Genomic DNA, 13,752 nt, shown 5'->3' on the forward strand with positions numbered 1-13,752 from the left:
CTCATCGGCGCTGGCTTCGTGTGCCTATCGACATCGCTCAACCTTCAGGGTGTGCCTTGGGGAATTTCCAGGCGCCATCGAGAATTTCAGTGCGAGGGCGAAAGAGACGCACCGTGTAGTTCCACCCCTTCATGATGGGTAGGCAATTGGGAATTTTGCCATCGCAGCCTCCGAACCGGATGGTGACCGAGCCGTCCGCGCCCGCTTTCGCGTTCATCTTGCTGACGGAATAGGTATTGTAGGCATTGGACTCCAAGTAGCCCTCGGCATTGTAGACGGTGACCGACCAGAAGCCGTCGACGGGCACGTCCTTGACCGTGAGGGTATGGACGGTGGTGCCATCGTTCCGCTCCGGCGTAATCGGTAGGTAGAGGCCATCCTTCTCGGGAAGGCCGCCCCAAATCAACGCCGTTCCGATCAGGTGCCGCATCGGATCCACGTGATCCGCCTTGGCGCCGAACATACGCCGGGTATCGGAAACGGTCTCACCCAGCTGCAAGAGCGCCGTGCGTACCTTCTTGAGGCTCGTCTCGTCCCAATTGGGGACTTCGAACGTGCCGGGGCTTCGCTGGCTCACCGTCAATTTGTCCTGCAAGGCGTGTATCTGCTGCGCATCTTGCGGATTGGCCGGATCGAGCACCATGCGCACGACGACCATGGCGTATCGAGTCCCGATCCCCTCCCTCGTCAGGGTGTACGTGCCCGCGTCGTAGAAGACGGCGGGGGTGTACTGATCCTCATTGACGACCTGCATCACCATGAAGCGATGGCCGGGGTCGGGCAGCGTAATCGTCACCGGCCCTGCATCGAAGTCGAACACGGCGAACGAATACAGGGTGTCACGATTGCCCCGAACGATCCCCCGGTTGACGATCGGCGCTAGCTCGCGGCCATGCTTGAATTGGCCCAACGTGCCCGCTTTCACCGTTCCGGCAAAGTAGACGTCCGTCTGCGCGCGGTTGTAGTTGTCGATGGTTACCGGGGCAGCAGAGTTCGACGGCGGCTGCGACGGAGGCTGCGCATGCGCGGCACAACTCGTCGCCGCCAGCGCCATGGCCGGGGCAACGCTGGCCAAGATACGGAAATTTGTCATCGCTAGGATCTCCTCGTTCGGTGTGTCGAACGGCAGGCATGAATTTGTTCTGCGCGGGGGCACGCCAGTAGCCGTCGAAACCGAGAAGGACCTTCCCATAAATGGGATAATCGGCGCCCGAACGCGGTACGCTTCGCCGGAGCGAGGCGAACGCGCATGGCGGATCTAAATTCACTGGCGATTTTCGCCAAAGTCGTCGAGGCGAAGGGGTTCGCGAAGGCGGCCCGACGCCTCCATATGCCGCTCTCCACCGTGAGCCGCCGCGTCGCGGAGCTCGAGGTCCAGCTCGGCGTGCGGCTGCTCGAACGGTCGACGCGCAGTCTGCGGCTGACCGACGTCGGCGCGGAGGTCTTGGAGCATGCTCGACGGAGTGCCGAACTGAGCGAAGCCGTCGACAACGTCGTCTCGAACCAGTTGTCCTCGGTCGAGGGGGTCTTGCGGATTTCGGCGCCGCTGAGCACCTCGGACACGCTGGTCGCTCCGCTGCTTGGCGCATTCCAGTCGACCTACCCCAATGTCCGAGTGCAAGTCTTCATCACCAATCGGTTCGTCGAACACATCGCCGATGGAGTCGATCTCGCGTTGCGCGTCGGGCCTCTCCGCAATTCGTCGTTGGTGGCCCGGAAGATCCTCACCTTTCGAAATCAGCTCGTGGCGAGCCCCGCGTACCTCGAAAAGGTCAAGGCTCCGAGATCTCCCAGGGATCTGCTCGATCACAAGCTGGTCGCCTTCACGCACTGGGGGCTCGGCGTTCGCTGGACCTTTCGGCATCGAGGCAAGAAAGATCCGGAAACGCTGTCGTTCGAGCCACATCTCTCGATGAACGACTACAGCGGTCTTGCCGCCGTCCTCTTGTCCGGTGTTGGCATCGGCGATCTTCCACCGGTTGTGCAACCTGCGTTGGTGCGTGACGGGCGGCTCGTCGAAGTCATGCCCGACTGGCACTTTCCCACGTCCGATTTGTCCGTCGTGCATTTGAGCAATCTTCATATGTCGCGACCGGTACGGCTGTTCAAAGAATTCGCCGTCGACGTCGCGCCCACGCTCTTTCCGGGGCTCCCCAGTTAGCGAATCCCCGCGGGCTTCTCATGTTGAGCCCGCAACAGCTTTTCGCAAGCGTTTTTCAAGCCGAACCGATGTTCCAATCATCAGTTTGAAACGATCGTTTGACAACGTCGGGACCGAGGGTCATACAAGGGGTGTTCGAATCAGCAAGGCGATCGACGCGCTCCGTTCACGAGCGTTCGCGCCCTGATGCGTGCATCCCGACGTGGCGGCGGCGGGTGCATCGATTTGCCCATTCCGCCGACCCGTAAAAGCGAGGACTGCCGTTCATGATGCACAACAATGGCCATAGTCGGATTCGACGCGCACATGCTTTGAAGGCTGCGCTGCTTGCAAGTGCCTTGGTGGCCGGACTGACCGCGGCCTGCGATTCCGACGATTCGAGTTCGCCCCCGGCGACGCCGCCGCTGCAGCAGGATGGCGGGGTGGAATCCGGGACGCAGCCGCGCGAATGGTGGAACCTTGGATTCAAGGACGAACTGTACAACGAAATAACCCTCTTCTATCTCGGGCAGACGTGGCATCAGGCCGCCGACGTCGGGGAGGTCCTCGAGACGGCGGCCCGCGTCGACGAGTTGGACCCCAAGAGCTGGACGCGCGAATGGAGAAAGACCGCGGAACGCCTCGGGCTGCTCGCCCAGGAAAGCGAGCGCAATGGCCATCCGCTTTCGGCGAGCCACGCCTATCTGCGCTCGGCCACGTACTACCGTGCGGCGCTCCATCACTACGACGGGCCGATGACGACGGAGGGTGCGCACGAGATTCGCGAATTGGCGCAGCGCGAAGTCGATTCGTTCGGCAAATACCTCACGCTGTCGAAATCGCCGTGTGAGGCGGTGAAGATTCCTTACGAGAATACGACGTTGCCGGGCTATTTCTGCAAGTCGTCCGTAGCGACGGGCCGAGCACCGACCTTGCTCTATATGCAAGGACGTGACGGGTGGGCCGAGGATGGCCGATTCATCGCCGACGAGGCGATGAAACGCGGATACCACGTGCTCATGTTCGACGGGCCGGGCCAGGGCCAGGTGGTGCGGCTGCAAGGCCTGCCGTTCCGGCCGGACTGGGACAAGGTCGTGACCCCCGTGGTGGACTATGCCATATCCCGCGCCGAGGTCGATCCGGCCTACGTGGGGCTGATGTCGCTGAGCATGGGCGGATTCCTCGGTCCGCGCGCGGCCACGCAGGAGCACCGGCTGCGCGTTCTCATTCCGAACCCGGGCGTCATCGATTGGAGCGCCAACATGGAAAATGCATTGGATCCGGCACTGCTGGCGCTGGTCGACACGGACGAAGCAGCCTTCAATGCGAAAATGGACGAATTGATGAAGCGCAACCCGCTATTGAATTGGGGCATCCCTGATTTCATGTGGCACCACGGTGTGGATACGCCGGCAAAACTCATCAAGGACCTGCGACGCTACAAGATGACGCCGGCCGAAGTCGGCAATATCACCGCGCACACGTTGGTGGTCAACGCGCAGGCGGAGGGCCGCGGGCAAGCACAGGAGCTCTTCGACGCCATCAAGTCGAAGAAGGATTACCTGCTGTTCACCGCCGCCGAGACGGCCCAGTTCCACGATCAACCGGGCGCCGAGGCGATCGCGACCCACCGCATCTTGGAGTGGCTCGAAGGCTCCTTCTCCAAGGCCCCGTAGTCAGGTGACTACACCGGTAGCTTCGGCCGGATGACGACGGAGGGCGCGGAGCGTTCGCCCTCGCCGTGGTAGACGACCTCGATGTTGTTGCCGTCGGGGTCGAGGAGGAATGCGGCATAGTAACCCGGGTGGTAGTGGCGCTCGCCCGGTTTGCCGTTGTCGCGACCACCTGCGCCGAGGGCGGCGGCGTGGACCCGGTCGACCTCGGCGCGGTCCGCGGCCTGGAAGGCAATGTGAATATGCGAGGGCGGGTCCTTTTCGGCCGGTGACAGGCACAATTCGTCGGCGTAGACGAGCCAGGGCGCCAGTTCGACGAGCTCGCGGCTGAAGACCGCGAGAATCGCGGCGTAGAATCGCTTGCTTGCTGCAAAATCGGCACAGCGCAGTTGGATGTGATCGATCAATCGTCCGCGATGAATTTCCATTTCGTCGTCCTTTCCGAGAATCAAGCCGAGGATGATGACGCGCCCCGCACATTGGTGTACCAAAAAGGGTCGCCATGCGTGCATCGCTTGCTCGAGTCGCCCATCACGCCCGTACGTCCCAGGCACCGCCCGAGGCGGAGTCCGAGCGGTTCTGGTATGGGGTCGCGCAGCCGTTCCTAGGCTTGCGTGTGCTCTGGCAGCAGCCGTTGCTGCGCAAACGGGCGATCGCGCCTGCGCTGTTGGTGCTCGCGGTGGCCGCCATCGGGGTCATGAGCAAGAGGGATCCGGCCCCGCACCATGTGCTCGTTCGCTACTATGCGGCCATCGCCGGGTTGGCGTCCCTGCCCTCGGTGCTGTTCGCCAACACCTACGAGCGCCTGGCCGCCGATGCCTCGCACGTGTTTGGCTTCGGCGAGGCGACGCCGTTGCTATCGCGCTTCTCGTCGCGCATCGTACGGATGGTCCAAGCGGCCATTCTGGTGGCCCTCGGCGCCGCACCGTTCTTGTTCGTGGTACGCACCGTGCCGCTCGCCGGTGACGTGCTTGCCTTCGTCGCCTCGGGCGCGTGGAGCGTGCATTGGATCGTCGTCGAGGCGCTCGACGGCGCCCGCGTGGTCCAGCCGCACGAAGGCGAGCCGCTTCTGCCCTGGTTCGCCGCCTGGACCGCGTTCCCCATTTGGGAATCGACCCCCGCGTTTTGCCGCCGCATCGTGCACAAATTCGGGCGCGTCCTCACACGCCTGTCGAAGCCGTGGGGCGAGGAGATCACGCTCGTCGCCCGCCACCCCTGGCTTGCCGTAGGCTTCGGCCTGGCGACGGCGGTGCTGTTGGCCGTGCCCATTGCGAATCTCTTCTTGCGGTCCGCGGTCCTCGTGGGGGCCGTGCATTTACGCGGACAGCTGGCGCAGCGCGAGGCGTGAACAGGGGCTCGGGCTACTTCTTCCGGTCGACCGGCACGCCTCCCGCACCGGCGGGGAGCGCGGCGAACCGATCGACGAGGTCGTCCATGGTCTTGGCGTCATCCGCGACGAACAGAAACAGGTAAGACTTCGCCGTGCGTGGCGCCGCATAGACGAAGCCTCGCGAACCGCTGGTGAGCAACGGCGCGGGCAGCGCACGTTTGCTGGCCGGCGCGAGCTCCTCCAGGACCGAAGGTGGAACGGGGCCCTGAAGGAAAAGCGCCACGTTCTCGAACGGGTGCGCGGTGAGAAAAGCCTTTGCCTCGACGTCGAGCGAAGCGTATTCGCGAAGATTGGGAAATCCCGCCCACGAGGCATCGCGCAGACGCTGCGCCGCCCCCGCGAACGAGGGCCCAGCAATCGATACATGACTATGCAGGTAATCGATGGGGCGCGGCCGGCCTCCGTCGTACGAGGCCTGCGCCGCGGCACGGAAGACGCGCCGGAACTCGGGCGACGAAACGAGCGTCCCTCGATCGAGAACGTCTTGCATGGACGGCAGCAACTCGCGCGCGAGCGATCCCGCGGCACGGTAGTGAATGAAGCCTCGCGCAACTTGCGCCGTGAACGCCTCGGGCGAAGAGTAATGCCTGCCCACGATCCCATTGCCGAGTGCGGCCGCAACCGCCTCGTCGAGCATTCCGAACGAGGCCACGGCAAACGGATCGTCCGAAGCGCAAACGTCGGCCAGGAACGCGGCTTGGCGTTGCGGGTCCATTCGGAAAAACAAATAGTGAAACAGTTCGTGTGCAACGACGTCGATGAGGCTTTCCGGCGTCCCGTCTTCGGGAGCCTCGACCGCCGCATCGCCCTCGAGTTGATACGCCACGTGGAATTTTCGGGCCGAACGCGGTTGAACCAGGACGTGGATCTGGAACGTCGTCCCCGGAGGGAGGTCGGCCTCGTAAAAATGAGCCGCCTTCTCGATGGTCGAGTCCAAAAAGGAATCGCCCAGCAGGCGCCGAAATCCGTCGAAGAACACCGACCCCGCCGCGAATCCATGCTGCCGCCACCACTCTCCAAAACGAGGCGCGAAGCGCTCGAGCACGTCCCGGAGGCCTTGCGCATCGCTATCCGTCGACAGCAGCGCCATCGCCTCTTGGTAGGCGTCGGGCGTCCGCGCCCGGAGGCCGGCAATCCGCTGGCGCTCCGCCAAATCGAAAATACCGGACGGCGCCAACAACGCCTGCGCAGGTCGCGGAATATCGACGCGCCGCAGCTCACCTCCGTGCTTTGCGCGCAAGGCCTTCCACCGCGCGAGCGCGGCTTCGTCCGCCGCATCGAGCTGGAATGTGGCCCATAGCTCGCGATAGATGGGCTGCGCGCAAAGCGCTGCGCCCGAAATGCAGTCGAGTTGATAAATGAGATTTGGCGCTTCGGCGAGATGAAGCGCATAGCGGAGGCGGTGTCCCTGGATCAGGGCATCCCGCTCGAGCGTCGGACGCGGTGCCATCGGAATCGCGCGAGGCGGTTCGGCGGACGAGCGGCCCGAACACCCTGTTCCAAGCAGGGCGAGAATCGCCACGACGGCGATGCCCCAACGGAGGTCCAGGCCCGGGCTCGTCGCTTGGCTGTCTGACATTCGACGCATCCTAACGCATGGAAACTCGCGCTTAACCGACACGAATTCACGGGGCCGGCGGAACGCTCGTTCACTACATCCCACGCAAATGTAGCGAATCGCGCCCGATCGACATCCCAGCGCGGTATTTTTCATGGCGCAAGGCCGATCATCGCCGCGTTCTGCGCAGGATCGCCCGACGGGGAGGCCGACTCGTCGGTGTTGGTACGGCCGGTGCTAAGAGCCGATGCCTTGACGGCGCTTCGACAGATAGCGCCAAAACGTTAATCACTAAGGATTCTTCCATGCGTCGATTGAATATCCAATTCTTGGCGGCTCTCATCGTTCCATTGTCCATCGTGTTCTTCTCGATCGCCGGGTGCTCCAGCGATTCCAACGACGACTCGGGCAATCCCCCTGGAACCAACGATCCTCCGGTTGCGAAGGCAGACTGCGATTCCAAGTGCGGGTCGAAGGCAACGAGTTGTGGAATCTCGGACGCGCAGGCAAAGCAAGTGTGCGCGAACATCTGTGGGGCGGCAACGGAGAGCCAAGTAAACTGCCTGCAAGCGAAGTCTTGCTCCGAGCTTGCGGCCGCCGAGAGTTTCGAAGCGGCTTGTCCGAAAGCTACGCCACCGCCAGGCGGGGGAGACCCCGGAAAAAAGCAATTTGGTGATTCTTGCGTCTGCCCCGGTGTGGAATCGGAGAATGCGCAAGGGTATTGCTCGGGAACGAATGCTCCGTGCAGCGCCGGGCTGGGATGCGTCTATACCGGCGGCAAAGGAGCAGGCCAGTGCATGGCCGATAGTTGCTGCAGCAAAACCACCTCGGAATGCGAAAACGATTCTTCGCTCCTGACCCAATGCCAACAAGGGCAATGCAGAAAAGTCGGCTACATCGGCTTCTTCTGCAAGAAATAGCCAATCCGATGATCCGCATCGAGCCCATGCGCACGTCGGTGTCGCATGGGCTCGTGCCCAAGAGAAGTGTGAATTGCCATTTCACTCGATGAATAGCTAAATTCGCACCACATTCACGTCGCGCGCTCGTGTATAGGCACGTTCGGTAGGTGAAACACGATGCGTTCGATGATTGTTTTTTGCTCATTGCTCGTTGCGACCGCTTGTTCGGGCTCGGAGAACTCGGGCGGTGGCACGGGGGGCGATGGCGGCACGGGCAGCGACAGCGGCCGTAGTGACATCGGCAACGATGGCGGCGCGGGCAGCGAAGGCGGTGGTGGAGACGCCGGTGCCGATGGTGGGGGTGTCGCTCAGCCGAGCTATCAGGACGGGCCGCGCCTCAAAGCACGCACCGTGCGGACCGCGGATGGCGCGCACGGATTCTATGGTTGGTACGACGCCCAGCTCGACATCGATTGCTTCGCGGGCAATGCCTCCGACGGCTCGAGCCGCTGCGTGCCGTGGGGTGGCCTTGGCGCCACCAACCGATACAGCGATTCGAGTTGCAACACGCTCCTCGCCGTCGGCGGGTGCGAGCACGGCGCGCTCCCCAAATACGCTGGAGTGTTCGGCAGCGGCTGCAACGCAGGTCCCTCGTACCACGCGGTGGGCTCGCGTTACACGGGTACCGTTTATTATTCGTCGGGAGCGGATTGCGAGGTAACGGCGTCGCCGTCGCAGCCGAATTGGAACTATTACAGCATGGGCGCCGAGACGGCCCCGGCGTCGTTCGTCTCGTTCGCAACGCCCACCAAGAGCCCCGCAACCGCGCGCCTCCAGATGAACGTCAGCCACGCAGGTGACGGCGCGACGGGATTCAGCTCGTGGCACGATACGCAGCTCGACGTCGACTGTTTGTTCACGGCCACCGGCGATGGGCAGGAGCACTGCCTCCCCAATACCATTCACGGCTACACGGGATACCTCTTCGCCGACAGCACGTGTTCGCAAACACTCGCCAATGCCAGCAGCTGCTACGATTCGGTCATCCGCTACGCGATGTCGCCGGCCGACCGCAGCCAGGCGACGTTCTCCGAGGTGACAGGGAAGCACCGCGGCACGGTCTACGCGCTCAACGGCAACCAATGCACCGCGTACACCGGCCCGCTTTCCGCCTTCGATGTGAAGCCGGCCCCACTCAGCCAATTCGTCAGTGGCACGCTTACCGTTGACGGCGACGCCAGCGGCAGCCGCATCCAGCGCAAGACCGCCGTATCGACGGACGGCGTGCGCCAGCCGCGCGCCTGGTACGACACGGAACTCGCGACCGAATGCACCTTCAACACCGCCGGCGACGGCAAGCTGCGCTGCATGCCGACGCTCTCGACGGTCGACGACAACTTCTTCGCGGACTCCGGGTGTACGCAACATCTCGCCCGGGACATCTCCGGCCCGGCGAAGTTCGCAGTCTACGAGGCGACGGCCACATGCGGCGTCACCTATTATCAACTCGGCACCGCGCACAGCGGCACTGTCTACTTCAAGAGCGGGAATAGCTGCACCGTCTACACCGGCGCGCAGGAGATGCACCGGGTCGGCGCCACCATTCCGGTGACCTCCTTCGCCGAGGGACTCCTTACGACCGAGAAATAGCACGACTACGGCAGGTCGCCCTCGGAGCCCGTTGAAAAGGTCTGCACGATCTCCGACCAATGGGGCCGAACCCAGCGGGTCTCTTTGAAGTCGCCGTGCGTGTACTCGTCGATCGCCCGGCGCCAGAACGCCGTCGCGTCGGGGTTCTCCTCTCGCTGCCGGACCTCCCACGGACCCCGGAAGCGGTCGAAGGCCGCGAAGGCGGCGGCCCGGCCCACGCCGTGCCGCCTGAAACGCCGGAGGACGAAGAACTCCGTCATGTCGAAAACACCGCTCTTGCCCGAGATCTTACTGCGTGCCGCGATCAGCGCGAAGCCAGCAAGATGGTCATCGACCCGGAGCAAGAATGGATGTCTCCATTCGTCTACCCAATACGGCGCGAGATCGACGTTCGCGAAGCGCCCGTCCTCGTCGAGGTACATCTCGAGCACTTCGCTGAAGTCGTAGGCGTAGAACTGCACCAAGTTCTCCAGCAGCCCCCGCTCGTTGCTGGAGGCCGGCAGGAACGACAGGCTTGGTGGTTGCTGGGGAAGGCGCGTTCTCACTGCTCAAGAGAGCCTAGCATGTTGGAGAACCTTCCCTAGATCGCGGGCCGACGACCTTCGCGGCAAAGACGTTGAGCAAAATTCGCGACGTCACGACAGGAATCGACGTCCGTCACTTGACCCCAAATGCATCGGCCACGAACGCTGGCCGCATGGGAACTCGATTATTTTTGCCGTTACGGCGTACTACCCATACGAATCCCTCGGGTGCTCGTTTGGCACTCGTCGTGGCGCTGGCATCGTTCGTCGGCCCCGCGTGCGGTCGAGCCAGCGACGAAACGACCGACTCACCGACGAACGAAGGAGAAACGCGGAACGTCGCCCTGCGACAGGGCGAATCGCTGGGTCCCGTCTATTACACACTGTCATTCGGGACGGCGGGTCAAGGCACCGAGGCCCTCGCGGGCACCGGGCTGGAGAACCACGGAGCCTTCGGAGACGGAACGAATCTTCGATTGTTCAACGGCGCGGCCTCACAGGCCAATGGCGTCTACGCGATCGCGAGAAAGAATACGTGCTGCGAAACGATCACGCAGCACGTGCCGAACCGCGTTCCAGCCGCCGGTGGAACGATGTCCGGCGGTGCCCGATTCGATGGAACGGCCTTGTGGCTCGGCCATTCTCGCTTTCAATCGGGGCATGCACCGCCGATTGGCTCCGAGAGCGGCGCGGCGACAGGGGTGCTATGGAATGGATCGACGGGCCCCGCGAACACGGGCGCCGACATTCGCGGCGACGCTGCGCGCCGGATCTCCGTTCCCGTGGTGACCGGAACGCCGACCCGAACGAGCCTTTTGATCTCGGCCCAAGTCTACGCTCCGAGTCATGCCGGGGAGCGTTACGGGCTGCGCCCCCAGCCGTATCTGGACCGCGCGGGCTTTGGCCTCACGTCGCCCGGCGGTCATGGCCACCGGGTCGTCGATCTCGCGTCCGTCGTCGATACCTGGAACCTTCTGGAAATCCGCGCCGACGTCATCACCAACGGCGGCGAGCTCGAGGATTCGTCGGACGACAGCGGCCGGGTCACATACCGCTATTTCCTGAATGGCGTGGAGACGGGCAGCGCGGAGACCATCGAGCTCGACCCGACGCAGATGCATGCCCGCGAGGGTGCGCTGAACTTCTCACCGGGCTTCGGGCTCACGCGCGGGTGGCAGGGTGACGCGGCCGAAGTCTTCTTGGACGACATATCCGTATCCGGCATTGGTGGTATTCGCATTACCTCCCCCGCCGCCAATGCCACCATCACGGGCCGCACGGCTTTCCAAGTCGATACCAGTGCCGTCCCCAATGTCGCGAGCATTCAATATTTGGTGAACGGGCGCCCCCTGTCGGGCCCCAATGGGCCCATCACGACGGCGCCGTACGCGTATGATTGGCATTCGGGCTTGGTTCACGACGGCCCGCTCTCCCTCGTCGCCGTGGCACGGGATGCGGAAGGAAACGTGCTGACCACCAGCGCGCCGGTGCCGTTCAAGGTCATCAATTGGAGCACCCCGTCGGTGGAGAGCAAGTTCCGAACGCACTTGCGCGGCGAGGCCAAATTGGTCGCGCCCACCATCACCGAGGGAATCTCGGGAAAGCTATCGTGGGACGTCGAATTTCGCCGTGAGATGACCCAGGAGGACATCGACTTCGACCCGCGCACGTATCACAATTTGGTGTACTGGGTCGACGGCGAGCGAATCGCCTCACCGCTGGCACCGGTGGGGTGCGCGGGCAACGCGACCACCCCGGGATGGGCCGTGTGCAACGCTCACTTCGAGCTGGATACGACGCAGTACGCGAACGGCAAGCACGAGCTGCTGGTCCAGGCCGTGGCGCCGGTGAAAGAGCAGCTCGAGGGCGGGAGTTTCGGCATGGGGATACGCCCCGTCGCATCGCTGCAAACGCCGGTCACCTTCGCGAACGGCCGCGTCGCCATGGAAATCCGGCCACAGTGGCGCGAGGCATTTCTTTCCAAAGGAGGCTCCGCGCGCCTCGATCTTCGCGCGATCATGACGGACGGCTCCGAGGAGCCATGGAGTGGCAGCGCCACGTTCGAAAGCGATCATCCCGCGATCGCGACGGTCTCCGCCGCGGGGGTGGTCCAGGGCGTTGCAACAGGGGGGACGACAATCCGCATCCGCGCGGGAGCGCGCACCTCCGCGGTCCGGATCTTCGTGGGAAACAATGGCATCTTTCCACACTTTTCGTCGGACGGAAAAGTTCTGAACGCGTACACGCCGGGTTCGTCCCTTTGGGTGCGCGATCTCTTCGCGCTCACGCCGGACGAATTCGCCTCCCCCGTGCAGAATCCCAATCTCGCCTCCCAGGCACGCGCGGCCGGAGTCAATACACTGGAAATCGGTTTCTACTTGAACCGGCCTGACCAAAACGATGCGACATGGCGTCCCGGGTTCGATGCTCGCTGGGCGAACTATGAAAAGATCGCGAAAGACAATGGCTTCAAGTACGTGCTCGGAGGCGACGAGGTCGCACGAAAGCCGGTCAATGTCCTGTTCTCGATCGGAGAGACCAAGGATCCGGATGGAGTGGCTTCGGGGCCCGGGCGCGTCCGCTACGCGCTCGAAAAGGTGAAGGCCAGCGGCATCGTCGTCTCACTCGAGATGGTCGACGAGGTTAGCTTCCTATGGGGCGGGCAACCGAATCCGCAGACGGAACATCCAGAGGCACCGTCCGATGCCTTCGTGCGATTGATGTCCGTCATGAATGGGGCGACGAATCGGCCGAACCTAACGTGGCCCATCGCGGGCGGTGCCCACCATTACCCGAGCGGGCCATCCGTCGCCCACGCGTGGATGGGAGACCCCGCGTTTGCCGATTATGCAAGCATGTATCATACAGTGACGTTGGCGAATCCCAGCTACGCCCACGACTACTCGATCCGAGAATCCGTCAATGCGATGGAGGCGGTCCATTCCTATCTCCTAGGGCCTCTCGGCCTCCGGCGAAACGCTCCGCAGTTGGGTTTCGCAAGCACGTGCAGCGGGTGGTTCCTCAAGCCGGCAGCCGGTGATGCGTCGGAGCCGACCGAACGCGAAATCCTGCTCAACCGCAACACCGCCGAGATCCCGGGCCTCTCCGTCATGTACGCGGTGGCGGCAGGACAGGCGGGGCTCCGCGGCTACCACTTCGACTCACTCACCTGGCGCACGGCGCGCGCCAATGCGCCGGAGGGGATCGGATCGTATCAAAACGGCGCCAGCCCTCCCACCGTGCAATACGCCAATGGCGTCACCTCGCTCGATCCGGTGGGCACCGATCGCTGGTTCGGGATTGCGGCGGCGTTCAACTTGGTCAAGCAGCTCGAAGGGTATTTCCTCTCGCCGCAAATCAACGCGATTCATCTCGGTCCGTCCATCGTCACGGGCGCGCGCGAAGGAAATGGCGGCCGCACGCTCCTGGCCATCAATGGCTCGGAGGTGCCCTCGACCCAGCGAGTGAACCTCGCCCCGTACCGCTACCCGGGCGGAGCCTCCATCGTTCGGTATCGATTGCTCGGAGGCTCCCTCCGCACCGAGGTGATCACGGATCGCGACGCTGACACCGTGACGTTCGCGCCGGGCGAGAGCATCGTCTGGCTTATGAAGGCGCCGGGCTCCAGCGACACAGTGGCCCCGGCGGTCAGCCTTTCCTATCCGCTGCCCAACTCCATCATCACGCAGGATACCACCGTGAAGGCATCGGTTTCCGATGCGTCGGGCATTGCGCGCGTGGAGTTCTACGTGGATAGCGCCGAAACCCCCGCGGCCACCCTCACGGCAGCCCCCTATTCGTTCAATTGGGGACTTTCCACCGCACGACCGCGCGTGTGGCACGCCATCACCGCGCGCGCTTACGACAAGGCGGGCAACATGAGCGAAGCCCGAACCATGGTGTTCCGCCCGTAGC

The 13,752-nt window shown here is 63.5% G+C and carries 9 protein-coding genes; 5 read left to right on the forward strand and 4 right to left on the reverse strand.

Annotated features, from left to right (window positions below):
- Nucleotides 1–37 precede the first annotated feature (37 nt).
- The gene (locus LVJ94_27035) at nt 38–1,093 is read right to left on the reverse strand and encodes a DUF1254 domain-containing protein (GenBank protein WXB00565.1); all 1,056 of its coding nucleotides are present in this window, start codon (nt 1,091–1,093) and stop codon (nt 38–40) included.
- A gap of 156 nt (nt 1,094–1,249) precedes the next feature.
- Here LVJ94_27035 and LVJ94_27040 point away from each other — a divergent pair, with 156 nt between their 5' ends.
- Both LVJ94_27040 and LVJ94_27045 read left to right on the forward strand, forming a co-directional pair.
- A complete protein-coding gene (locus tag LVJ94_27040; protein WXB00566.1) occupies nt 1,250–2,161 on the forward strand; it encodes a LysR family transcriptional regulator in 912 nt (303 codons plus the stop codon).
- 266 nt (nt 2,162–2,427) lie between these two features.
- Complete coding sequence (locus tag LVJ94_27045; protein ID WXB00567.1) at nt 2,428–3,816, forward strand: alpha/beta hydrolase; 1,389 nt, start codon at nt 2,428–2,430, stop codon at nt 3,814–3,816.
- 8 nt (nt 3,817–3,824) lie between these two features.
- Here the strand turns inward: LVJ94_27045 and LVJ94_27050 are convergent, their stop codons facing one another.
- Entirely contained in the window at nt 3,825–4,241 is a 417-nt protein-coding gene (locus LVJ94_27050; protein ID WXB00568.1) for a VOC family protein, read from the reverse strand.
- Between the two features lie 74 nt (nt 4,242–4,315).
- Here LVJ94_27050 and LVJ94_27055 point away from each other — a divergent pair, with 74 nt between their 5' ends.
- The gene (locus tag LVJ94_27055; protein WXB00569.1) at nt 4,316–5,161 is read left to right on the forward strand and encodes a hypothetical protein; all 846 of its coding nucleotides are present in this window, start codon (nt 4,316–4,318) and stop codon (nt 5,159–5,161) included.
- Between the two features lie 13 nt (nt 5,162–5,174).
- On the opposite strand, the gene LVJ94_27060 is transcribed toward LVJ94_27055, so the two are convergent.
- Entirely contained in the window at nt 5,175–6,782 is a 1,608-nt protein-coding gene (locus LVJ94_27060) for a hypothetical protein (protein WXB00570.1), read from the reverse strand.
- Nucleotides 6,783–7,840: 1,058 nt separating this feature from the next.
- On the opposite strand from LVJ94_27060, the gene LVJ94_27065 reads away from it, so the two are divergent.
- A complete protein-coding gene (locus tag LVJ94_27065) occupies nt 7,841–9,313 on the forward strand; it encodes a hypothetical protein (protein ID WXB00571.1) in 1,473 nt (490 codons plus the stop codon).
- Nucleotides 9,314–9,318: 5 nt separating this feature from the next.
- Here the strand turns inward: LVJ94_27065 and LVJ94_27070 are convergent, their stop codons facing one another.
- Nucleotides 9,319–9,858: a GNAT family N-acetyltransferase gene (locus LVJ94_27070; protein WXB00572.1), complete on the reverse strand. Its 540-nt coding sequence runs from the start codon at nt 9,856–9,858 to the stop codon at nt 9,319–9,321.
- A 215-nt stretch (nt 9,859–10,073) separates the two neighbouring features.
- Between LVJ94_27070 and LVJ94_27075 the strand changes: the two genes are divergently transcribed.
- Complete coding sequence (locus LVJ94_27075; GenBank protein ID WXB00573.1) at nt 10,074–13,751, forward strand: Ig-like domain-containing protein; 3,678 nt, start codon at nt 10,074–10,076, stop codon at nt 13,749–13,751.
- The last annotated feature ends 1 nt before the right edge of the window (nt 13,752 follow it).

Source organism: Sorangiineae bacterium MSr11367 (assembly GCA_037157805.1).
Taxonomy (GTDB): domain Bacteria; phylum Myxococcota_A; class Polyangia; order Polyangiales; family Polyangiaceae; genus Pendulispora; species Pendulispora rubella.

Bases quoted from the DNA above. Each gene is read 5' to 3' on its own strand.
- LVJ94_27035 (WXB00565.1), bottom strand. From the start codon at position 1,093: ATGACAAATTTCCGTATCTTGGCCAGCGTTGCCCCGGCCATGGCGCTG.
- LVJ94_27040 (WXB00566.1), top strand. From the start codon at position 1,250: ATGGCGGATCTAAATTCACTGGCGATTTTCGCCAAAGTCGTCGAGGCG.
- LVJ94_27045 (WXB00567.1), top strand. From the start codon at position 2,428: ATGATGCACAACAATGGCCATAGTCGGATTCGACGCGCACATGCTTTG.
- LVJ94_27050 (WXB00568.1), bottom strand. From the start codon at position 4,241: ATGGAAATTCATCGCGGACGATTGATCGATCACATCCAACTGCGCTGT.
- LVJ94_27055 (WXB00569.1), top strand. From the start codon at position 4,316: ATGCGTGCATCGCTTGCTCGAGTCGCCCATCACGCCCGTACGTCCCAG.
- LVJ94_27060 (WXB00570.1), bottom strand. From the start codon at position 6,782: ATGTCAGACAGCCAAGCGACGAGCCCGGGCCTGGACCTCCGTTGGGGC.
- LVJ94_27065 (WXB00571.1), top strand. From the start codon at position 7,841: ATGCGTTCGATGATTGTTTTTTGCTCATTGCTCGTTGCGACCGCTTGT.